This window comes from Chryseobacterium taichungense, assembly GCF_900109935.1.
Taxonomy (GTDB): domain Bacteria; phylum Bacteroidota; class Bacteroidia; order Flavobacteriales; family Weeksellaceae; genus Chryseobacterium; species Chryseobacterium taichungense.
Window position 1 is genome coordinate 118,885 of record NZ_FOBV01000003.1, and the last position, 24,105, is coordinate 142,989.

General features: G+C 36.3%; 14 protein-coding genes. 4 read left to right on the forward strand and 10 right to left on the reverse strand.

What is annotated here, in order from left to right; translation table 11 throughout:
• Window positions 1–6: 6 nt before the first annotated feature.
• The 3 genes from BMW64_RS07315 to BMW64_RS07325 all read right to left on the reverse strand — a co-directional run bounded on the left by BMW64_RS07315 (window position 7) and on the right by BMW64_RS07325 (window position 2,624).
• Window positions 7–921 carry a ribonuclease Z gene (locus tag BMW64_RS07315; RefSeq protein ID WP_089999381.1) on the reverse strand — a complete coding sequence of 305 codons (915 nt, stop codon included), beginning with the start codon at window positions 919–921 and terminating at the stop codon, window positions 7–9.
• 226 nt (window positions 922–1,147) lie between these two features.
• On the reverse strand, window positions 1,148–1,720 hold the full coding sequence (rdgB, locus tag BMW64_RS07320) for an RdgB/HAM1 family non-canonical purine NTP pyrophosphatase (RefSeq protein WP_089999382.1): 573 nt from the start codon (window positions 1,718–1,720) through the stop codon (window positions 1,148–1,150).
• 73 nt (window positions 1,721–1,793) lie between these two features.
• A complete protein-coding gene (locus BMW64_RS07325) occupies window positions 1,794–2,624 on the reverse strand; it encodes a CPBP family intramembrane glutamic endopeptidase (protein ID WP_089999383.1) in 831 nt (276 codons plus the stop codon).
• Between the two features lie 631 nt (window positions 2,625–3,255).
• On the opposite strand from BMW64_RS07325, the gene BMW64_RS07330 reads away from it, so the two are divergent.
• Window positions 3,256–4,851 carry a peptide chain release factor 3 gene (locus BMW64_RS07330; protein WP_089999384.1) on the forward strand — a complete coding sequence of 532 codons (1,596 nt, stop codon included), beginning with the start codon at window positions 3,256–3,258 and terminating at the stop codon, window positions 4,849–4,851.
• A gap of 74 nt (window positions 4,852–4,925) precedes the next feature.
• Here BMW64_RS07330 and BMW64_RS07335 read toward each other — a convergent pair whose 3' ends face one another.
• A complete protein-coding gene (locus BMW64_RS07335) occupies window positions 4,926–7,154 on the reverse strand; it encodes a reprolysin-like metallopeptidase (protein WP_089999385.1) in 2,229 nt (742 codons plus the stop codon).
• Between the two features lie 473 nt (window positions 7,155–7,627).
• Here BMW64_RS07335 and BMW64_RS07340 point away from each other — a divergent pair, with 473 nt between their 5' ends.
• Window positions 7,628–8,548, forward strand: a complete 921-nt coding sequence (locus BMW64_RS07340) for a DUF4349 domain-containing protein (protein WP_089999386.1) — start codon at window positions 7,628–7,630, stop codon at window positions 8,546–8,548.
• Window positions 8,549–8,769: 221 nt separating this feature from the next.
• Here the strand turns inward: BMW64_RS07340 and BMW64_RS07345 are convergent, their stop codons facing one another.
• Window positions 8,770–9,909 carry an acyl-CoA dehydrogenase gene (locus BMW64_RS07345; RefSeq protein WP_089999387.1) on the reverse strand — a complete coding sequence of 380 codons (1,140 nt, stop codon included), beginning with the start codon at window positions 9,907–9,909 and terminating at the stop codon, window positions 8,770–8,772.
• 273 nt (window positions 9,910–10,182) lie between these two features.
• Between BMW64_RS07345 and BMW64_RS07350 the strand changes: the two genes are divergently transcribed.
• Window positions 10,183–11,961, forward strand: a complete 1,779-nt coding sequence (locus tag BMW64_RS07350; protein WP_089999388.1) for an AMP-dependent synthetase/ligase — start codon at window positions 10,183–10,185, stop codon at window positions 11,959–11,961.
• Between the two features lie 183 nt (window positions 11,962–12,144).
• Here BMW64_RS07350 and BMW64_RS07355 read toward each other — a convergent pair whose 3' ends face one another.
• Both BMW64_RS07355 and BMW64_RS07360 read right to left on the reverse strand, forming a co-directional pair.
• A complete protein-coding gene (locus tag BMW64_RS07355) occupies window positions 12,145–12,921 on the reverse strand; it encodes a zinc ribbon domain-containing protein (RefSeq protein WP_089999389.1) in 777 nt (258 codons plus the stop codon).
• A gap of 3 nt (window positions 12,922–12,924) precedes the next feature.
• Window positions 12,925–14,022 (reverse strand): Nif3-like dinuclear metal center hexameric protein, encoded by a 1,098-nt coding sequence (locus BMW64_RS07360; RefSeq protein ID WP_089999390.1) that lies wholly within the window; start codon window positions 14,020–14,022, stop codon window positions 12,925–12,927.
• 61 nt (window positions 14,023–14,083) lie between these two features.
• Here BMW64_RS07360 and BMW64_RS07365 point away from each other — a divergent pair, with 61 nt between their 5' ends.
• Window positions 14,084–14,911: an ion transporter gene (locus tag BMW64_RS07365; protein WP_089999391.1), complete on the forward strand. Its 828-nt coding sequence runs from the start codon at window positions 14,084–14,086 to the stop codon at window positions 14,909–14,911.
• Window positions 14,912–15,190: 279 nt separating this feature from the next.
• On the opposite strand, the gene BMW64_RS07370 is transcribed toward BMW64_RS07365, so the two are convergent.
• The 3 genes from BMW64_RS07370 to BMW64_RS07380 form a co-directional block, all read right to left on the reverse strand.
• The gene (locus BMW64_RS07370) at window positions 15,191–17,578 is read right to left on the reverse strand and encodes a T9SS type A sorting domain-containing protein (RefSeq protein WP_089999392.1); all 2,388 of its coding nucleotides are present in this window, start codon (window positions 17,576–17,578) and stop codon (window positions 15,191–15,193) included.
• Window positions 17,579–17,893: 315 nt separating this feature from the next.
• Entirely contained in the window at window positions 17,894–20,842 is a 2,949-nt protein-coding gene (locus BMW64_RS07375; RefSeq protein WP_089999393.1) for a GEVED domain-containing protein, read from the reverse strand.
• A 312-nt stretch (window positions 20,843–21,154) separates the two neighbouring features.
• The gene (locus BMW64_RS07380; RefSeq protein WP_089999394.1) at window positions 21,155–23,782 is read right to left on the reverse strand and encodes a T9SS type A sorting domain-containing protein; all 2,628 of its coding nucleotides are present in this window, start codon (window positions 23,780–23,782) and stop codon (window positions 21,155–21,157) included.
• Between the last annotated feature and the right edge of the window lie 323 nt (window positions 23,783–24,105).

Here is a 24,105-nt window from a genome sequence, read left to right on the forward strand (position 1 = left end):
CATTTTTTAAATTTTCACAGCCTCCAATGCCTTGGGTAAAAAAGTATTGGGAAAAATAGTTCGCGCTTCATCAGTAAAAACCGTAAGATCTGCATATCTGTTGGAAAAGTGTCCCAAAATCAACTTCCCGACATCTGCTTTTCTGGCAATGGTTGCCGCTTCGAGTGCAGTGGTATGCCCTGTATAATCTGCCATTTCTTTTAAATCATGTAAAAACGTAGATTCATGGTAAAGGACCGTCACATTTTTTATAATAGGAATTACACTTTCCAAATATCTTGTATCACTACAGAATGCATAAGAAACAGGTGGAATAGGATCTGTCGTAAGAATTTCATTTTTGAGAACATATCCGTCACTAAGCACAAAGTCTTTCCCGGCTTTAATATTATGATAATCGCAGGTTTCAATTTCTTTATACTTTGATATTTCCTGCATATTGAGATGTCTTTCTTTGGGTTTTTCCTTAAAAAGATAGCCATTACAATAAATCCTGTGATCCAAAGGAATGGTATATACTTCTACCCTGTTGTCTTCATAAATCTTTTCCGAATAATCTTTATCCAGCTCATGATAAACCACCTCAAAACCACGATGGGTTTCAGTAATCGTAAAGATGGTTTCCAGCATTTTTTTAATTCCTTTCGGCCCGTAAACATGCAGTGTTGTTTCTCTGCCTAACAGTCTGAAAGATGCGATAAGTCCCGGCAACCCAAAACAGTGATCCCCATGAAGATGGGAAATAAAAATATGATTTATCCTTGAAAATTTTGCTTTTGCTTTTCTCAGCTGTACCTGGGTACCTTCTCCGCAATCGATCAGGAAAGATCTTTCTTCCATTTCCAGGAGCTGTGCAGTGGGAGAAGAATTAATCGTCGGAATCGCTGAATTAAAACCTAATATCGTTAAATAAGTACTCAAATCGATCGTTTATTATTAAACAAATGTAAGGAATTTAGGTTAAGAATAAGGCTGAGATTGAGATAAAGGTTGAGATTGAGGTTGAGGTTGAGGTTGAGAATAAAAACAGTAAGATTAAAAAATGACTTAAAGAGATCTGCTCCTTAAGTCATCTTGTTTAATTTTTTTTGTAATCAAAATTGAATTTTCAAAAACCTCAGCCTCAGCCTTACCCTCAATCTCAGCCTTAACCTTCTCTCAAAAAATCCAGAAATAGATCCAATGCCTGTTTTCGGTGACTTATTTTATTTTTATCCTGAGGTTCCATTTGTGCAAAAGTCATATCATATCCCTCCGGGACGAAAATCGGATCGTAACCGAAGCCTTTGAATCCTTTGTTTTCATCGAGAAGATTTCCGTGCACTCTTCCTTCAAAATATTTTGCGCCGTTTTCATCATAGTAACACAAAACGGTGATGAAGTAAGCTTTTCTATTTTCAATACCCTTCATTTCGCTCAATACTTTTTCAATATTCTTTGCGAAATCGTGATCTCCGGCATAGCGTGCGGAAAATATCCCAGGCCTACCGTCTAAAGATTCCACTACCAGTCCGCTGTCGTCGCCCAAACTTGGAATTCCGGTTTTCTCAAAACAATATTTAGCTTTAATCAAAGCATTGGCATTGAAAGAATCGCCATCTTCCACAATTTCTTCGTGAATATCGTAATCGGTAAGACTTTTAACAATAAATTTTTCACCTAGGATTTGCTGAATTTCTTCTTTTTTATGTACGTTGTGGGTGGCAACCAGTAATTCCATTTTTTTTATTTTTAAATTTTATTTTTAAATGTGAGTACACAATTATGCGATTATTGTACCAGAATATTTGTATTTAAATTTCAGCATAATGCACTTTATATTTCCTTGTAAAAAGATAATAAAATAGTGAAAAAAGTACGATTCCTATCGCGAGTATGATCCATTCGGAAATTTTAAAAGCATCTGAAAAGCTTTCATTTTTGGTATATATAATAAGTATGGTAGAACATAAATTATTAAACCCGTGAAGAAGCATTGGCAATAATAAAGATTTTGTTTTGTAATAAACAAGACCGAGTACACAGCCTAACAGGACGGCACCTACAAACTGCCACGGATTTCCATGTACTAAGCCGAAAATAATTGAAGCAAAAATAATGGCTTTCCACGGTTCTACTCCTTTATTCATTAATCCTTTCTGGATAATTCCTCTGAAAATAATTTCCTCAAATATCGGTGCGCAGATGACAGCGGTAATGATCATTACAACTGGATTAAAAGTAAGCTGATCCATCAATCGATTGAAAAATTCATAATATTTTCCGAAAAAAGGTCCTGTAGTAGGAATCTGCGATGTGATGAATTCTGAGATAAACATCATTCCGATCATCATGGGAAATATAAGCAGGTAGGTATAAAAATTAGTGGGTGAGAAATTGAAATTGAGTTTTTTGCCGGTGGTTCTTCTCACGATAAAAAAATCGAAAAAAGCGATAGCGGTAAGAAATCCTGCTGCGTTGGTAAGCATGAAGAACCAGTCTTTGTACTGAAGATTTTCTTTGAAGGTAAACATCCAGAAAACATTAAAAAAAGAAACAACCGTTGTTCCAACTACGAGTCCTGCCAACAGGACGAGCCCTCCTATCCATGTAAATGTAAACTTTGGATATCTGCTGTTTTCCATGCTTTATATTAAGATTATTTTAACAAAGATAAACGTTTTTGATAAGTTTATTTTATGTTTCCGATAATGTGGCATCGAAAAGGGGCCGTCTATTATGCCGATATGGTCTCGTAATTTTATCTTAATCAGAATAATACTGAGATATTTTATTTTTACTTTAAATGGATAAATTTGATCTGATTATTTTTATCGCAAATTAAGACCAGACTTTTAATTTACTATGCCACACATTTTTAAGATAAAGAAAGGCGTAAACTTATTGATGAAATACTAAGTTGGGTAATAAGTTCGGACAATGATTTATGCATTCCGGACAGCCCTATATATATTTTGGACAATGTCTTATGCATTCTGGAACGCGTCTTATATATGTTGGAAGATCCTTTATATACTTTAGCCAATGCCTTATACATTTTAGAACAGGCATTATATATTCTGGACGATGTCTTTTACATTTTAGAGGATGGCTTATACAGTTTGAAGGATGCAATATGTATTTCTTCACATTTGTCACACTATCTGCAAAAATAATGTTGAGAATATTGCTTAAAAACTCACAAGCAGGAACGTGTATGAAATTGATTTTCACATTCCATTAAAAATTACGATTTTTGCAACTTCAAAATACGATATGTCAGACTTAATCAAAGAAATAGAGAAAAGAAAAACTTTCGGGATTATTTCCCACCCCGATGCGGGAAAGACGACTCTTACGGAGAAGCTTTTGCTTTTCGGAGGGGCAATTCAGGAAGCGGGTGCGGTGAAATCCAACAAAATAAAAAAAGGGGCTACCTCCGACTTCATGGAAATTGAAAGACAGAGAGGAATCTCGGTGGCCACTTCAGTACTTGCCTTTGAATACAGAGATCACAAGATCAACATCCTGGATACTCCCGGACACAAGGATTTTGCGGAAGATACTTACAGAACCTTAACTGCCGTTGACTCGGTGATCGTTGTGATTGACGTTGCGAAAGGGGTCGAGGAACAGACGGAAAAGCTGGTACAGGTATGTAGAATGAGAAACATTCCGATGCTGGTTTTCATCAATAAACTTGACCGTGAAGGGAAAGATGCTTTCGACCTGCTGGATGAGGTGGAACAAAAATTAGGTCTTACAGTTTGTCCGCTTTCATTGCCGATCGGTATGGGTAGTGATTTTCAGGGCATTTATAACATCTGGGAAAACAACATCCAATTGTTTTTGGAGGAAAAGAAACAGAAGGTTGGAGATTCTATTAAGTTTGATGACATTAATGACACTTCTATTGATGAAGTTATTGGTGAAAAAGCTGCCAATACATTAAGAGAAGAATTAGATCTGGTACAGTCGGTTTATCCTGAATTCAACCGTGAAGATTATATGAAGGGTGATCTTCAGCCCGTTTTCTTTGGTTCGGCTTTAAATAATTTCGGAGTACGTGAATTGCTTGATGCTTTCATTGATATTGCACCGATGCCTCAACCAAAGGAAAGCGATACCCGTATTGTAAAGCCTGAAGAAAATACGTTCACAGGATTTGTTTTCAAAATTCACGCAAATATGGATCCTAAGCACAGAGACCGTCTTGCTTTCGTGAAAATTGTTTCAGGAACATTTAAAAGAAATGAAAATTATTTGCTGGTAAGGGAAGGCAAAAAAATGAAATTTTCTTCACCTAATGCATTTTTTGCGGATAAAAAAGAAGTGGTAGATGAAAGTTTCCCTGGTGATATCGTGGGACTTCATGATACAGGAAGCTTCCGAATCGGTGATACGTTAACGGGTGGTGAAAAGCTGAATTTCAAAGGAATTCCGAGCTTCTCTCCTGAGCATTTCAGATATATCAATAATACGGATCCTTTGAAGGCCAAGCAATTGGCAAAAGGAATTGATCAGCTGATGGACGAAGGTGTGGCACAGCTGTTTACGCTTGAAATGAACGGAAGAAAAATCATCGGTACGGTGGGCGCCCTTCAATATGAAGTGATCCAGTATCGTCTGGAGCATGAATACGGTGCAAAATGTTCTTATGAGCCTCTTTCCATGCACAAGGCATGCTGGGTAGAAGCGGATGAAAAATCTGAAGAGTTCAAGGAGTTTGCAAGACTGAAGCAAAGATTCCTGGCGAGGGACAAATACAATCAATTGGTATTCCTGGCTGATTCTTCTTTTACCATTCATATGACACAGGAGAAATTCCCAAATGTGAAACTGCATTTTATCAGTGAATTTAAAAATGCTTAAATAATATTAAAATTATAAAAAGACCGTTCAGAAAGCTGAACGGTCTTTTTATATATGTTTAGATTAAATCTTGCTTATTCTTTGATCCATTTTACAGTTTTATTGATGTTTTTAGATTTAATAGTGATCAAATAATCTCCTTTTATTAATTGACTGACATTGAAAGTTCCGATTTTATCGTAACCTGTTGTATTGTTGATTTTATTAAACACTAATTTTCCGCTTACATCATAAATACTGATATCATATTTATCATTCTGATTAATAAATCTGATATTTACAATATCTTTACCGGGATTAGGATATATAACAAATACATCTTTAGTTGTGTCAACTTCATTTACTGCAAGTACCTGAGTAATTGTAAAATTAACTGGATTAATATTAAAAAATACATTTCCTACTCCTGCAACCATAATTCTTGCCTGGCTTGTACTCACATTTGGAATGGTAATAACTTCTGAACCGTCATTTGCAGTAGAAGCAACAATTGTCGTTGGATACGTAAGTCCCCCATCCGTTGAAAGTAAAATACTTACGTTCGCACAGCTCACCGGTGCAGCAGTTGTATTAGCCACGTTCCATGTTATTGTTTGTGTAGAATTCCCCATCCAGTTTACGGCTGTGGTCGGTGCAGTTACCGTAAACGGCCCTGAATTTCCGTCAACCGTAATTTTTGCATCATCGTTGGCAACTCCGGCGCAACCAGCATTATTATCTCTGACCGTCAATCTGAATTCCATTGATCTTCCGTATGATGGTAAAATTTCGCCTTTTGTTGTTGTGTTATTAATAACATCATTAATTTTAGGAAAATATCTGTACGGTACTGTTACCGGTAAGAATGATCTGAATAACGGAGCATTTCCGGTGGGAGCATTCCAGTTTCCAGCAGGTCCTGTATCATTTTGTTCCCAGCAATATGTTAATGCATTTCCCTGAGCATCTGTAGCAGAACCTGTTAACTTAAAAGGGGTACTTTTGGGTATTGTGTAATCATTTCCTGCATTTACAACAGGCGCAGTATTAGAAACAGTATTTGTTACCTGACATGTTGTCGACTGAATCGTCTGGGTTATTGACTGAAATGAATTGGTATGGAAAATAGGGATACTGTTATTCGCCAAATTATTTGTACTTCCACAAATCCCGGCATAAGCCATAATTGTAATTCCACTTCCAGGCTCCACTGCATGCGAACCATCACGATTGCCTCCTCCACAATTGCTTGTTGTTGCATTAAAAGTATGAGGCCCTCCAAACTGATGCCCTACTTCATGCGCAACATAATCAATATCATAAGGATCACCAACAGGATTCGGTGAACCGGTAATACCACTTCCCTTACTTGAGTCGTCACAAATAACCCCAAGGCCAGCCAATCCGCCGCCACCGGTACTGAATGTATGGCCTATATCATAATTGGCCGTTCCTATTATTGCATCAATCTGGGTCTGACTTTCATCAATTAACAAGCCTGCATCATCATTTCCGTCGAAAGGATCTGTAGTGGGATCTGTAAAGATAACGGAAGTTTCATTAGCAACTAATACAAGTCTTGCTGCAACTTCCTGTTCATATACCCCGTTTACTCTGTTTACAGATGTTACAATAGCTGAAAGCGTCTGAGCAACGGTTGGCGAAGGTAGGCCTGTTGCTGCTATCGCGTATTCTCCTGTACAAGCCACTACAAATCGAAAAATTCTAATTTGACTGCCAACACTGGGAGTTACTGTTTTTTGTGCATTTTTTTTAATTAATTCCGAAGCATCCTCCTTTACTTCGCATATTCTGGGATTTTTATTAATTAAATCTGCTTTTTTATAAACAATATAATTATTGATATCGTTCTTTGCATAAGGATCAATATAAAAATCGCCTGTCATAACAGACTTTATCTGAGCATGGAAGCCCAGTTCTGTAAAATCTAATTTTATCGTTGCGTATTGGTCATCAACTCCCTGTCCGGTAAAGGTAATAAGTTGCGGAAATTTTTGAGCCAATTCCGGAGCCATCACAGAAGATTTCCAGATTCTGAACCTTGCTTTCGTTCCATCGGCCATTGGTAGAATAATGATAGGAGCATTACCTTTAAAATCTGCATCATTCAAGTCAGGAACTGAACTGAAATAGTTTTTAATCCCACTCACATCAAGTTTGTAGATAAGAAATTTCTCTGGCTGCACCGTTCTGCTGTGCGAATCTGCCTTAATGGATCTTTCGCTGATAGAGGAGAAAAAATCCTGCGCTTTTCCTAAAAAGCACAGAATAAATATTCCTAAAAAAAGTAGTTTTTTAATCATAATATATAATTTAATTTATTATCATTTACAACTTAGTTTTTGCTAAGCTTTTCAATTTTACCTTATTTTATTACTTCTTAAAAAATTTAAAGATACTATAAACTAGACATTCGGTATAAAAAACAAATATATAAAAAATACACATTCAAAAAACTGAATGCCAACTAATTACATAAAATTAAAATAATACTATATTTTATACACCATTACATTTATATTAAAGAAAAACAAATTCTTTTTGACTCTTTAAAATGAATATTATTAAGTTTAAAAATTATATAACATCTAAGACATTTATTTGTCTTGTTGTAAAAAGCAGTTCTGTTTCAGCAATTTCTTCTGTAAAACTCTTGTAAAATAATTATAACCCACTTATAATAAGCTTGTTGAAATTTTACATCTGTAATACATTTCATTTACAATCTTTACGAAAATTTCGCTCCTAATTTTACCTCAACGAAAAAATTAATGTTATGAAAAAATTCATCTTACTCGTTGCTGTATCAGGAACATTCATTATGTGTAAAAAAGGGGAATCTGCATCACAACTTGAGGATACTGTCAGTTCGGCTGACAGTATAGCTTCTCAAGCGTCTGGAAAAATCAGTGATGTTAATAACAAGGTAAATGATGCGCTTGATTCGGCAAATGTTAAAATTAAAGATTTTCAGGACACCGGAAATGATATCAAAGACAATATTGAAAATACTGCAAAAATTGTGGATTCCTTATCTGAAAAAATTTCATCCTTAAAACTGGAATCAAAAAAGGAAAAGAAAGATACTGTCAGTAAAGAAGGAAAGATTATTGTACAGGTTCCTGCCCCGAAAGTAATCCGGGAAACAAAAATTATTTATAAGAAAGAGCCAAAAAAAGAGAATTACGAATTAAATGTCCAGAGAAACCGACTCGTTAAGAAAGGAGTGCTTGATCTGACCGTAAATGATGCTGAAACCGCAAAGGAAATTGTAAAAGAAGAAGTCGCCAAATACGACGGATTTGTAAGAAGCGAAAATATTTCGCTACAGAATGACGATAAGAAAACGGCCTACCTGAAAGTGAAAATCCCGATTCAGAAATTTGATTATCTCATGTCTGATCTAAGCTATAATCTCGGGAAAGTTGAAAATAAAAGCATTGAAGTTTCAGGAATGAATGCCGTTGAAAATACACTTTGTGAGATTGATATTACTTTGTATGGACAAGAAAGTGAAGCTGAGGTTGATAAAGAGTACGAAACTTTTGGTGATAAATCTTTTGCCGCCATTTCTTCAGGATGGAATGTAATTACTTCTGCTTTCCTTTTTATTCTTCCGCTTTGGCCACTGTTTGTGATTGCAGGTATCGGATATTATCTTTATAAAAAAAGAAATCCGACTGATAAGCATTCATAAGGCATTATTTATTTTAATAATATTTTAATCGAAATTCCGTTTTTTCAACAAGGGTTATTCCTAATTTTGTTCTGTTAATTTAAATTAAGAATTTAACTTCAGTTAAATAATTTAATCAAACAAGTGTTAAAACAACATATTATTAATATTTTGTGGTTCGTGTGAAAGTAAAAAGGCTCCCATTTTTGAGAGCCTTTTACTATTTCATTTATCGTAAGCAATTACTTTGCAATGCTTCTTGAGATAACGATCTTCTGGATTTCAGAAGTACCTTCATAGATTTGGGTAATTTTTGCATCACGCATCATTCTTTCTACGTGATATTCTTTCACATATCCGTATCCTCCATGAATCTGAACAGCTTCTATCGTTGTATCCATTGCCACTTGTGATGCATAAAGCTTTGCCATAGCACCACTTTCAGAGATATCTTTTCCTGCATCTTTTTCTACTGCCGCTTTAAAGCAAAGCATTCTTGCCGCCGTAATCTGCGTTGCCATATCAGCCAGTTTAAAAGCAATCGCCTGATGATTGATGATTTCAGTTTTGAAAGCCTTTCTGGTTTTAGCATATTTTAACGCCAGTTCATAAGCTCCAGAAGCAATTCCCAATGCCTGAGAAGCAATCCCTATTCTTCCACCGTTCAGAACGGCCATCGCAAAATTGAATCCGAAACCATCTTCTCCGATTCTGTTTTCTTTAGGTACTTTTACATTATTAAAGATCAAAGAATGAGTATCACTTCCTCTGATTCCCAATTTATCTTCTTTAGGACCAATTTCAAATCCTTCCCAGCCTCTTTCAACGATAAAAGCGTTGATTCCTTTATGTTTTTTCTCAGGATCAGTTTGTGCAATGACAATATAATAAGTAGCTGTACCACCATTGGTGATCCAGTTTTTAATACCGTTCAACAAATAATAATCTCCTTTATCTTCTGCAGTGGTTTTTTGTGAAGTAGCGTCAGAACCTGCTTCCGGCTCAGACAAAGCAAATGCCCCGATCACCTGACCGCTGGCAAGAGGTGTAAGATATTTCACTTTTTGCTCTTCGGAAGCGAATTTTTCAAGGCCTGCACATACCAGAGAGTTATTTACAGACATTACCACAGCTGCCGAAGCATCTATTTTTGCGATTTCTTCCATTGCCAGAACGTAAGAAACGCTGTCCATTCCTGCACCTCCGTATTTAGGATCTACCATCATACCCAAAAGGCCCATTTCACCCATTTTCTTTACCTGTTCGGCAGGAAATTTCTGGTCACGGTCTCTCTCAATTACTTCAGGTAATAATTCGTTTTGTGCAAAATCCCTTGCTGCCTGCTGAATCATCAGCTGTTCTTCCGATAAATTAAAGTCCATAAAAATTGAATAATTAGATGGTCGCTAATTTACACTTTTTGTACAAACCTGAAAATAGAATTAAATCTTTGCCATTCTATTCTGAAAATCAACAATTAAACATATTTTAACAAATCGAGAAATCACTTAAAAATATTATTAAAAATATCCATTAAATTTAAATACAGATGAATATATATTGTAATCCGTTTCATTAATTGTTAATTTAAAATTCTAAATTTTGTCAATTAAAAAAAATGCTTATATTTAAAATTAACTATTTACTTTTAAATCATGACCATCAAAAGATTATTCGATATACCCCATTATGCTTTAGAAACATACCCGAAAACGGATATGTTTGTAACTAAGTATCAGGGAGAATGGAAAAAGACTTCTACCCAGGAATTTATCAATGAAGCGAATAAAATATCACGCGGGCTTTTAAAGCTTGGCATAAAACCTGGGGATAAAATTGCACTCATCACAACAAATTCCCGAACTGAATGGGCCATTATGGATCTTGGGCTTTCCCAGATCGGTGTAGTATCCGTACCCGTATATCCGAGTATTTCTCCTGAAGATTACGAGTTTATCTTCACGAATGCCGAAATCAAATATTGCTTTTTATCTGATAAGGATCTTTTAAACAAAGTAACAAAAGTAAAACACAACATCCCTTCCCTTCAGGGAATTTTTACATTTGACAATGTAAGTGGCGCTGCCAACTGGAAAGAAGTGCTGGATCTTGGTGAAGATGATTCTACCCAGATAGAGGTTGAGGATCTTTCCAATACCATTAATTCGGAGGATCTGGCAACTATTATTTACACTTCCGGAACTACGGGAAGGCCTAAAGGGGTTATGCTTACTCACCATAATATTGTGTCTAATGTATTAGGCTCAATTCCGAGAATTCCAAAAAAGAAAGGTCTTGATTACAAAGATACAAGAGTGCTCAGCTTTTTGCCGATCTGCCATATTTTCGAGAGAATGCTTTTTTACCTTTTTCAGTACAATGGCTTCTCCATTTATTTTGCAGAAAGCATTGAAAAAATGGGTGAAAATGTGAAGGAAGTAAAACCTCACTACATGAGTGTTGTACCAAGACTTGTAGAAAAGGTTTATGATAAAATTTATGCAACAGGATCATCTGCCGGCGGCCTGAAGCAGAAGATATTCTTCTGGGCCCTTAATCTTATTTCTAAAAAGAAAACGGTTTCCAAGCCATCCGGGTTACAGGAAATTATTGCTGATAAACTTGTTTTCAAAAAGTGGCGTGAAGGACTGGGTGGCGAGATCATTACGCTGGTTTCCGGATCAGCAGCTTTATCGACAAGACTGAATTTAATGTTTCAAAATGCAGGAATTCCTATTTTGGAAGGATATGGACTTACGGAAACATCACCTGTTATTTCTGTAAATGCTTTTGGGAAAATGAAAATAGGAACGGTGGGTCTTCCATTAGATAATGTTCAGGTGAAAATTCAGGAAGATGGGGAAATTACTGTAAAAGGACCTTCTATCTTCAAAGGTTATTTTAAAAATGACGAAATGACCAAAGAAGTATTCACAGAAGATGGTTACTTCAAAACCGGGGACATCGGGCATATTGATAGTGATGGTTTTCTTCAGATCACAGACCGTAAAAAAGAGATGTTTAAAACTTCAGGCGGAAAATACATTGCTCCTCAAACCATTGAGAACCTTGCAAAAGCATCTAAATTTATCGAGCAGATCATGGTTGTTGGTGATGGTGAAAAAATGCCGACCGCTCTTATACAACCGGATTTTGAATTTGCGAAAAGCTGGGCCATGAGAAATAATCTCAGCATCGGCTCAACTCCTCAGGAAATTGCAAAGAGCAAAGAACTTAAAGAAAGGATTGAAAAAGAAATTGACAATACCAATGAGCATCTGGGAAATTGGGAAAAGATCAAGAAAATTGAGCTGACTCCGGAAATATGGAGCATTGAAACCGGGCTTTTGACACCTACTCTAAAGTTGAAAAGAAAGGCTATTAAAGAGAAGTTTATTGATCTGTATAATAAGATGTACGAACATCATGAATGAAAATAGGAACCGCTTCTTTTGAGGCGGTCTTTTTATAGATATAATTATCGTTTGGGGCGAAAAAGGAAATAACAAACTTTGTAATAATTATTACGATGCTTTATCGCTTCGCTCTTCGCTATGACATGAAAAAAGCTGTCTCATTGGAGACAGCTTTCCTATTTTTAAAAATTGTAATCAGTATTAAAACTTAATTACAGATTTCATTTTTTCATTTTCTTCCATTACCAACTCATCGTCAACAAGGATTTTCCCTGAATGCTCATCGATAATGATTTTCTTTCTCTGAGCAATTTCCATCTGCTTTTGAGGTGGGATTGTAAAGAATGATCCTTTTGGAGCTCCTCTTTCCAATCCTACAACCGCAAGACCGTTTGGTGAATTGGTTCTGATTCTGTTGTAAGAAGCGAGTAACCTTTCGTCGATTTTTGCAGCAAATTCTTTAGACTGCTCAATTAAATATTCTTCTTCCTTCTGCGTTTCAGAAACCAGACCTTCCAATTCTTCTTTTTTGAATTTCAGGTGGTTTTTAAGATCATCAATTTTTCCATTAAGCTCATCCAAAGTTTCGTTTTTGTGACCGATCTTAGCGCCGAATTCTTTGATTCTTTTTTCAGCAAGTTGAATTTCAAGCTCCTGATATTCAATTTCTTTACTTAATGCTTCAAACTCTTTATTGTTTCTTACATTATCTTGTTGAGACTTGTATTTTTCAATTAAAGATTTTGCATGGTTGATTACTTCATGCTTGGTTTTGATCTGATCTTCCTGATCTTTTATATCTGCATGAAATTTTTCAGCTCTTTTTTCAAGACCTTCGATTTCAATTTCAAGATCCTCTACTTCGATTGGCAATTCTCCTCTTGTATTTCGGATTTCGTCCAATCTAGAATCAATGATCTGCAAATCGTATAAAGCTCTTAACTTCTCTTCAACTGAAATATCGTTGGTTTTTGCCATATTTTAAATGAAATAATTTACCGGGTTCGTTTTCTCAATAGATTTTGAGATTGCAAATGTACTAAATTTTTGTGACAAAATTTCAAATAATTGTTGAGTCACAAATTGTTCTGATTCAAAATGTCCTATATCACAGATCATCATTTTTGATTCTGCCAGGAAAAAATCATGGTATTTCACATCTCCTGTAAGATAAGCATCACATTTTTTGGAAATTGCAGATTTTATTCCGCTTGCTCCGGAACCGCCTAGAACGCCTACCCTTTTTATTTTTTTACCATTAAAATCTGAATGCCTGATCACTTCAAGATTAAATTTTTCTTTTACAAATTTCAGAAAATCTTTTTCATCCATAGGCACTTCAAAATCTCCGTACATTCCAAGTCCGGTATATTGATTGGTATTATCCAGACTGTAAATCTGATGGGCAACTTCTTCGTAAGGATGCGCTGATTTCATAGCGGCAACAATCTGTCCCTGCTTATATCCTTCAAAAATAACGGAAACCATATCTTCATCAGCATTTTCCCTGATATCCTGCTGCCCCGAAAAAGGATCAGAGCCTTCTTTAGGTCGAAAAGTTCCGCTTCCGTTGATGGTAAAACTGCATTCGTCATAAAATCCTATGTTTCCTGCACCTGCAGCAAAAAGCGATTCTTTTAATTGCCCTGAATACTCTTTTGGCACGAAGACGGTAAGCTGTTTTAAATTATTTTTCTTAGGCTGAAGAACTTTAAGGTTTTTAAGTCCCAGTTGCTGGCAGATTCCGGCGTTTACGCCAAAAAAGTCATTATCAAAAGCAGTATGAATGGCATAAATGGCAACCTTATTCTCAATAGCCTTTATCACAGCTTTTTCCACATAGTTCTTCCCTGTTAAAGATTTTAACCCGGAAAAAATAATCGGATGAAAACATACAATTAAATTACAGTTCTTTAGAATAGCTTCATCAACAACATTTTCCAGGGCATCATGACAGACCAGTATTCCACTCACATTGCGGTCATATGATCCGCACAGCAATCCGACATTGTCAAAATCTTCCGCCTGCTGCAACGGAATACGTTTTTCAATTTTAGAAATGACATCTCTAATTTTCATTTTATTCTGTATGTTTGTTACGAAAATAAGGATAATTTGTTATATTTAAAAAAACATTAAAATGGAAAGAGAGCATAATCTTATTCCTGAAGATGCCTGGTGGAAGCGATATCTCTACAGAATTATTTACCGTTCTGACACAAAACTCGGGAAACTGTTCGATATCATTTTGCTATCGCTTATTCTGATAAGTACGGCCATCATTATGATGGAAAGCATTCCAAGGCTTGATAAAAGGTTTCATTATACTTTTATTATTTTGGAGTGGATTATCTCCATTTTTTTTTCAGCAGAATATGTTTCAAGAATTGCCGTTGTAAAAAATAAGCGCCATTATATTTTCAGTTTCTTCGGAATCATTGATTTTTTGGCGCTTGTTCCTTTTTATCTGAGTTTTTTCTTTCCTGTTACAAAATATTTTCTTATTTTCAGAATGCTGAGAATGCTCAGGGTTTTCAGGGTTTTTAACCTTATGGATTTTATGAATGACGGCTCTGTAATTGTACGGGCACTAAAGAACAGTTCACGAAAAATTTATATTTTCCTTTTATTCTTAATTATTTTTTCAGTAATCGTAGGTTCGTTGATGTTTATGGTGGAGGGTGGCAGACCGGGCTTTGAAACCATTCCCCAATCCATCTACTGGGCAGTAGTAACAGTTACCACGGTTGGTTATGGAGATGTATCACCAATTACCCCGATGGGTAAATTTTTTGCTGTGATTCTGATGCTGGCCGGTTATTCTATTATTGCTGTTCCTACGGGTATAGTCACCGCCGAAATGCGTAATAAAAGACAGAACCTGGAAAAAGTATGCGACCGTTGCGGAAATGAAGATATTGATGATGACGCAAGATATTGCAAACAATGTGGCAAGAAATTGGCTTAGTGTAAAATAATATATCATCTATTAACCAAATACCACAACATCATGGAACCAAAAAAGAAAAACAAACCAAACAATTTAGTCGTTATATTATTTTCTTTAATTGTATTAATGGTTGTTATTTATTTTATTCTTGTGACCTTCTTCCCGGCTGTTTTTCAAAGCCTTAATACCGGAGACTTACAACCTGTCCCTCAAAACAGATAATATAATTGAATTTTCAATTTAATCAAAAAAGGCGATCTCTTTCGAGATCGCCTTCAGTTTTGGTATTATACACAGTTATTTTTTAATTGCTTTAACTGTTTGTTTTGAACCATCTTTCATGGTAAGAATTAAGAAATACATACCTTGTTTCAATTCTCCTAAATTAAGTGAAGATCCAGGATTGTCAATTACTTTTAACAGTCTTCCTGAAACATCAGAAACTGAAACTGATTTTACATTTGCAGCATCAGCGATATTTATTACATCACTGAAAGGATTAGGATATACTTTAAGGCTTTTCTTTTCAGCTTTCACATCAGAAGTTCCTAGTGTACCATTTGTGATATTAACAGTAAAGGCACCTTCCTCCTCATCAGAACTACTGTAATGACCAACATTTACATAGTAGGTATTTCCGGCAAGGGTAGGGATAGAAAGTGTTTCAGTACCACCTGATCCTGCAACATCAACAGTATTCTCACATGATAAAGCTGAGCAGGTTCCGCTGTATACACCAATCTGTGGATCAAAATCGCTTCCTGCCGGCATTGTAACCGTAATATTGAATGTATTACCATCTCCAACGAATGTAAACCAAGTACCATCATTCATCCAATTGTCACAAACATCTATGATTCCTGCATTATTTGTAGCTCCCGCGGCATCATTTTGAACATAGGTGTATGGGAAAGTATTTGCTATAAGAGCTCCCGCGCAATCATCGTTAGCTGGCGGTGGTGGGAATGTACCTACGCAGATGTCAAAACTTTGATTACTGCCAGCACCATTATAACTGTAAACTCTCACAAGATAAGTCTCTCCTGGTGTGAGATCCGAAACAGTACCTGATAAGTCACCATATGAACAATAAACAGGTGACAATGCTCCGCATCCTCCGTTAAATACTTGGAAATAGACATAAGTATCATCCGGCTCTGTTCCTATTGACTGCACATTTGAAAGTGATATTTTATGTTTTGTTTCAGTTGCAACAAAACTAAACCAAACATCGTCATCTGCTTCTCCATAGCAAGGATCTGGTGCTGTACCTGAGTCTGTAGCTTCAAAGGTATGACCTGCCGTTACAGTACCACAGTTAAGATCCGGATTTACAGTTAAGGCAATTGCCGTTGCACATTCATCATTTGTTGGAGGCGGTGGAAGTGTACCCACACATATATCAAAACTTTGATTACTGCCAGTACCATAATAGCTATAAACCCTTACAAGATAAGTTTCTCCCGGTGTAAGGCCTGTCAAAGTACCAGATGACGGATCTGAACAATAAACGCTTGACAATGCTCCACACCCTCCACTAAATACCTGGAAGTAAGTATCTGTATCGTCTGGCTCACTTCCTACAGACTGTATGTTTAAAAGAGATATTTTGTGATTTGTACTAGTTGCCACAAAACTGAACCAAACATCATCATCAGGAGTTCCATAGCATGGATCCGGAGATGTTCCCGAGTCGGTAGCTCCAATAGTATAACCCGAAGTCACTGTTCCACAGTTCAGATCTGGATTTACCGTTAAGGCAATTGCCGTTGCACATTCGTCATTGGCAGGTGCCGGCGGTGCAGTAGTAAACATTATTTCTGAACATCCTGAAGATTCACCTCCCGTACCTACTGCTACAACTTTTATATAAAGATTGGTATTAGATGGAAACGGAGTGGCCGGCGTAAAGCTGTTTGTGGTTACAGAAACCTGATTAGCGACATCAGTACCACCTGAAGTTGTGCCTATAGAAACCTTATAACTTACCGCTCCCGGAGAACCATTCCATGTAATGGTTGGAGATAAAGGAACAAAAGTACTGTTATTTGCAGGATAGGTAACTGAAGGACAAGCAGGAATAGGATTTGGTATCAAACCTTCAAAGGTAGTAACAGATTTATAATCCTTAAGAACACCATTATTGGGAGGAGAAGCCGGATCCGGGTTCTCATCATCATTTCTATAAGTGATTGAAGAATTTGCAGCTCCTGGATAAACATACATAACTTCATTGAAATTGTTATTGTCGTAACCTGCCGAATTTTCTTCTGCAGCAACTACCAGGTTATCCATATTGTTGTAAGGAAAAGGTGTTGCAAAGGTAATTTCAATTACACCATTCGCATTTGTTACTGTTCCGGAAAATACCTGTGTAAGTTGCGCTAAAGGAACCCAATCTGACACTGATGTAAATGAGGTTTTGGTAGTTTGCCCTAAATACACAGCCCATTCCGATGAATTAGCAATCGACATAGAAGGATCAAGATAGAATTTTAATCCTGTTATGTTTCCCGCTGCATTCGCATTGATTTCCTCTTTAGTGAAAATTTGCTGTACATACGAATAGCCGTAATAGGTACTTATCGGAGCTATTCCGACATTCGTGCTTCCTGCGCCCAACGTTATCTGCGCATTAAGCATCATACTTAAAAACAATAAGCATGAGAGTAGAAATTTTGTCATAAATTTATTTTTGCTGATTAATAGAACGAAATTAATAATAATTTATTAATTCACCGATTATAGTATTACTTTTTTTAAAAAAATTCAAAAATAATTTACTATCACTACTAAACACTTCAACATATCGCCCAAAACATTGCTTATTTCACTATTTATCATCTGTTGGGGAAATAAATATTCTTCAAAGTTATTCTTGATTTTAAAACGAATTATTACCAAAACTATCACGCCAAAAAAATTATCCAATCAAATCTATAAACGTAGATAAAAAAAGCGGCTGAGGCCAGCCGCTAATTCTTTCATTTAATTAAAAAACTACTTTTTAATAGCTTTAATTGTCTGTTTAGAACCGTCTTTCATTTCAAGAGTAACCAAATACATTCCTTGTTTCAGTTCTCCAAGTTGAAGCTGAGATCCAGGATTTGCAATAGTTTTCAATAATCTACCTGAAAGATCTGAAACCAAAACATTCTTAACATTAGAAGCATCAGAAATATTCAATACATCATTAAATGGATTTGGATATACTTTGATGCTGTTTTTAGCATCTTTTACTTCGTTTGTTGCTAAAACAAGTGATGAGTCATATGCAGAGATCTGGAATTGACCGTTTGTACTTACTCCCCCTGCAGTTCCTGTATACCTCCATACACTAAAGTATAAAGTAGACCCAGGAGTTTGTCCTGTTAATGAAACCAATGAATAAACTCCTGAAGAGTTATCATCATTACAAGCAATTGATGTTAATGATCCACATGTACCACTGTGTGCAGAAAGAACCGTATCTAACAGTCCAGATCCTGATACTCCTTTCGTTTCTACTGTAACATTTCCACTTGCAGGAACAATTACTGAGAACCAAACATTATCTCCTCTATTGCTTTGGCATGATGTTGTACCATCTGTTGTTGCTCCTACATTTGACGTTGTTAAAGCATTATCAGCAAATACACCTCCTACAGTTAAAGGAATCGCTCCGGAACAGTTATCATTTGCTGGTGGAGTTACTAATGTCGTAAAGCTGATAGGCCCAACCCATACACTTGTACTACTGCCACAATTTGATCTTACCCAAACATAGTAAGTAGTATTTTGTGTTAATGAAGATAAAGTTTCAGTTAGATTATTTGTCGAAGTACCAGAACCTACCGGATCTGTATTTGAAGTAGAATAATAATATTCATATCCTGAACTTGGTACCGAAGCAGGAGCCGTCCATGAAACATCAGCAGAGCTCAAAGCAACATTTGCTACAGTTAAAGATGTTGGTGCAACACATGAAGGAGCAGCCGTAACATTAAATGTAAAGTCTACATAATTTCCGTATGGAGCTGGCCCACAAGCTGTAATGGCACCCGATTCAGATAAAGCAATTCTTGCCCTGTAAGAACCTAAAGCCTGTCCCACAGGAACCGTAAGAGTTCCTGAAGTACTTGCCGCATAAGTTGTTGTAGCAAGCATGGTTTCTCCTGCATCATTAAAGTCTAAATCATTATTAAAATCTACCCAGATGTAGAAATAGCACGTAGAAGTATTACTGTTAGCTAATGAGTAATTAAACGTTCCTCCCGGATAGCTTGAGAATGAAGTAGCAGTGTTATCCGTATAAGCCGCATAAGCACTGGCAGAATAATTCAGGTTTGTTAAAGCTCCTGTAGTAGAGATTGTTTTTAAATAATAAGAAGTAGAGCTTGATCCTGCTGTTGGTAAACAATAACCTGTTCTGAAGGTTCCGGAATTCGACCAAGCACTCTTATCAGAAGCAGAACAAACAGAACGAACCCAAACATAGTAGGTTGTATTTGGTGTTAAGCCGGATAAATGAGTAGTTGTAGTGGTTGCAGTTCCTGAAGCAGTTGTTGCAGCTGTCGGATCTGTATTTGAAGTAGAATAATAATATTCATAGCCTGAACCGGGTACTGAAGCAGGAGCCGTCCATGAAACATCAACAGAGTTAAGAGTAACGTTTGATGTAGTAATACCTGTTGGTGCAATACATGAAGGAGCAGCATTAACGTTAAATGTAAAGTCTACATAATTTCCGTACGGAGCTGGCCCGCAAGCTGTAATGGCACCCGATTCAGATAAAGCAATTCTTGCCCTGTAAGAACCTAAAGCCTGTCCCACAGGAACCGTAAGAGTTCCTGAAGTACTTGCCGCATAAGTTGTTGTAGCAAGCATGGTTTCTCCTGCATCATTAAAGTCTAAATCATTATTAAAATCTACCCAGATGTAGAAATAGCACGTAGAAGTATTACTGTTAGCTAATGAGTAATTAAACGTTCCTCCCGGATAGCTTGAGAATGAAGTAGCAGTGTTATCCGTATAAGCTGCATAAGCACTGGCAGAATAATTCAGGTTTGTTAAAGCTCCTGTAGTAGAGATTGTTTTTAAATAATAAGAAGTAGAGCTTGATCCTGCTGTTGGTAAACAATAACCTGTTCTGAAGGTTCCGGAATTCGACCAAGCACTCTTATCAGAAGCAGAACAAACAGAACGAACCCAAACATAGTAGGTTGTATTTGGTGTTAAGCCGGATAAATGAGTAGTTGTAGTGGTTGCAGTTCCTGAAGCAGTTGTTGCAGCTGTCGGATCTGTATTTGAAGTAGAATAATAATATTCATAGCCTGAACCGGGTACTGAAGCAGGAGCCGTCCATGAAACATCAACAGAGTTAAGAGTAGCGTTTGATGTGGTAACACCTGTCGGCACAAAACAAGTAGGCGTAGCACCTTGTGAAATATTTACATTATCAAAGTAATAATAAACATCCGCATTAGCATCCGATGTCACATTAAACCTTACATAAAAGTCTCCTGCAACAGGATTAAATGTGATTGTTTTAGTAGCACAAGTATTTGCAGATACGTGATTAGTAGGATCAATTGTATAAACCGTCGTCCAAGGTCCTGAAGTACTTGAAGCATATTCAACTTTTATACTACCTATGTTTGCTGCTGGTGTAGCAGTAGTACTTGAAGAATAATTAGTTACTTTATAATCGAAAGACATAGATACTGTCCCTTGATTATTTCCCGTTAATACGGGTGAAGTAAATTGTCCTGTATTACCATAATATCTTTCCCCCCGAATTGTTCCTCCCGTAGAACCGCAAATCTGACTTGCCGTGGAATTTCGAGAAAAAACTGAACCACTGGTTGTCCAGCCGTTCAGCCCAGTGGCCGTCCAGTCTTGTGTATATGAAACTTGAGCCGAAATTAATGTACCTATAAGTGCTAGATACGCGAGTAAAAGTTTTTTCATTCGTTTGTAAATTAAAATTAGGCGATAAAATTATATATAAATTAAATTATATGAAAATTTGTACTAATTTTATTACAAAAATAATAATCAAAATATTAAATAATTGATTAATATTAAATAATTGTTTGATTTTATAATGAAATTCTCAAATTTATGAATTATTTTTAAAGCTCATTTTCAATTATTTAACAACAATTAAATATTTATCTCTCCTAGGTACAGCCATCATTTAACATAAAAAAATATTTTACTTTCAGACAAAAAAATAGCGACTAAATTAGCCGCTATTCAATTTTAGTTATTTATTACAATCTATTTTTTGATTGTTTTAAGGGTCTGCTTAGAGCCATCTTTCATTTCAAGAGTGACTAAATACATTCCTTGTTTCAGTTCTCCAAGTTGAAGCTGAGATCCCGGATTTGCAATAGTTTTTACCAATCTACCTGAAAGATCTGTTACCAAAACATTTCTAACATTAGAAGCATCTGAAATATTCAATACATCATTAAATGGATTTGGATATACCTTGATGTTGTTTTTGGCATCTTTTACTTCATTAGTTGCTAAAACAAGTGATGAGTCATATGCAGAAATCTGGAATGCTCCATCTGTTGCTGTAGAATACTTCCAAACACTTACAAATAATATTGTACCCGGAGTCTGCCCTGTTAATGCAATTTTAGAGAAATTGCCATTACCTGTATCATCATCACAAGCAACAGAAGTAGTAGTACCACAATCAGTAAACACTGACAAAACAGTATCTGTTAACGGAGAACCTGAAGCAGCATCTGTCTCAATTGTTAAGCTACCTGAAGCAGGAACAGTAACTTTGTACCAAACATTACCTCCTACGTTTGTAGGTGTAAATAAGCAGCTAGCAGTTAATGCAGGAGTATTTGTAGCCCCGACAATAGTACCAGAAACCGCATTTTGTGCAAATGTACCCCCTGCTGTCAAATCAATTGCATTTGAACAGTTGTCATTTGCCGGTGGAGGGAAAGGTATTGTATATGTCAATGGTCCTGCCCAAGTACTCTGGCTTGATATTGAACAATTTGATCTTACCCATACATAATATACAGTTCCAGAAGTTCCAGGAATATTTTGCACCGTGCCTGTCACTCCAGTATATTGAGGAGTATCACTTGCTGTAGGTGCTGTATTCGTTGTGCTGTAATAAACATCATACCCACCAGCAGGAGCCGAAACAGGGGCCGTCCAAGAGACATCAGCAGAAGTAGATGTAATGTTTGAAGCAGTTAATAATGATGGTTCTACACAACTTGGCATTAATTCATACACTACATCATCAATTAAAATACTATACCCTGTCGGGCCAATATGCTTAAATGCCATTGTAGTAACACCAGCAGGGGCAGTAATATTATTTATTGTGTAATTATCCACTACACTTGCACTGTTTGCCGTATAAATAGTACCAAAAGATACAAACGTTGATGCATCTGTAGGATCAGTAAGATAACCAACATCTATTTTATCTCCAGCTGTATAATTGGCTCTCATTTTAAATTTCAAACGATAGGTACCCAATTGAAGCGTACTTACCGGCGGCATAGAAACTACTGCAGGGGCAGCCGCTGAACTAGTATAGATATACATATTGTTCGGACCACTGATCGCTGTACTTGACTGAGTATAAGCAGAACCGTTTGAACCTACTTTAATCCAGCAAGACGGCCAGTCGCCAGCAGTTACAGAGTCAAAGTTTTCAGAAAATGCACTAACAGAAAGACATACAGTAGTAAAATTTCTTTCTGTACAACTTGACGAAACAGCTGCTGGTGAATAAGAATTAATAGTATAATAATATTTCGTACCATTCAGCAATGCGGAGCTAAATGTATAAGAGGTAACATTCCCAAGGTCAACATTATTCAAAACATCTGTTCCTCCTGCTGTTGTTCCCACTGAGATTTTATAACCGGTAGCCCCTTGAGAAGCAGTCCACGTAATAGTAGGCGTTATAGAAACTCCTCCAGCTCCAGCCGCTGGAGCCGTAACAGCAGGGCAAGAAATATTAGCTGTAGTAAAAGTTCTCTCCGAACAACCTGCGGAAGAACCAGAACCATTATAAGAACTTATCGTATAATAATATTGAGTATTAAACTGCAGAGGAGTTGGTAGTGCATACGAAGTAACATTACCTAAATCCTGATTATTAATAATATCGGTTCCTCCCGATGTTGTACCAACACTTAATCTATAGCCAGTTGCATTACCTACTGCATTCCATGTAAGAGTAGCCGATATAGATACACTTGTTGCAGCCGCTGCTGGCGCTGTAACTGTAGGACATGCAGGCAGTAAACTAGGTGAAAGACCTACCAATGTCACAACAGACTGAGTTGCAGATCTTGTTCCAGATTGAGTAATAGCTGTCGGATCCGGATTCGTGTAATCGCTTCGATAGTACAAAGTTTTATTTGTTCCACTGGTATAAGTGTAAAAAAGCTCACCTCCATCGTCTCCGGCTTTATTTTCATCAACAGCAATGACAAGGTTACTTGTATTATCATAAGCAAAAGGTGATGCGAATGTTATCTCTACAACTCCTGCATTATTCGTTGCTGTCCCACTGTAAACCTGTGTCATTGCACTCGTAGGAACCCAATCTGTTGTTGATGAGAAAGAAGATTTTGAAGTAAGTCCAACATATACAACGATATTATTCGAATTACTGATACTGTCGGAAGATCCCAGATAGAATTTTAATCCCGTAATATTTCCAGGAGCAGCAGCATTGATTTCGCTCTTCAGCAAGATCTGCTGCGCATAGCTGTATCCATAATAAGTACTCCACGGAACCGTGGCAACGGATGTAGAAGTACCGCCTGTTGTTGTTCCAGAGCCCAAGGTTATCTGAGCTGACAATAATGTACCTAAAAGCGTAAGGTACGCAAGTAAAAATTTCTTCATGCTTAGTAAATTAAAATTAGATGATAAAAGTATTAATAAATTACAAAATATAAAAGATTATTTTATTTTTTTTAATAAAAAAACAATAAATCCATCAAATAAATGATTTATAACAAACATTTATCACAATAAAAAGAATTATTTTCAATGAATTAAATATTCACAAAATTGATTTTCAATAATTTACCAATCTATAACTTAAAGAATAATTAAATTTTTATAATATTTTAACAAATACCACATAATTATAATTCGTGAAATTTTTAACGATTTGCCAGAATCCGTATTAATTAATGCCTCAGAATAACATAGCTTACAAACAA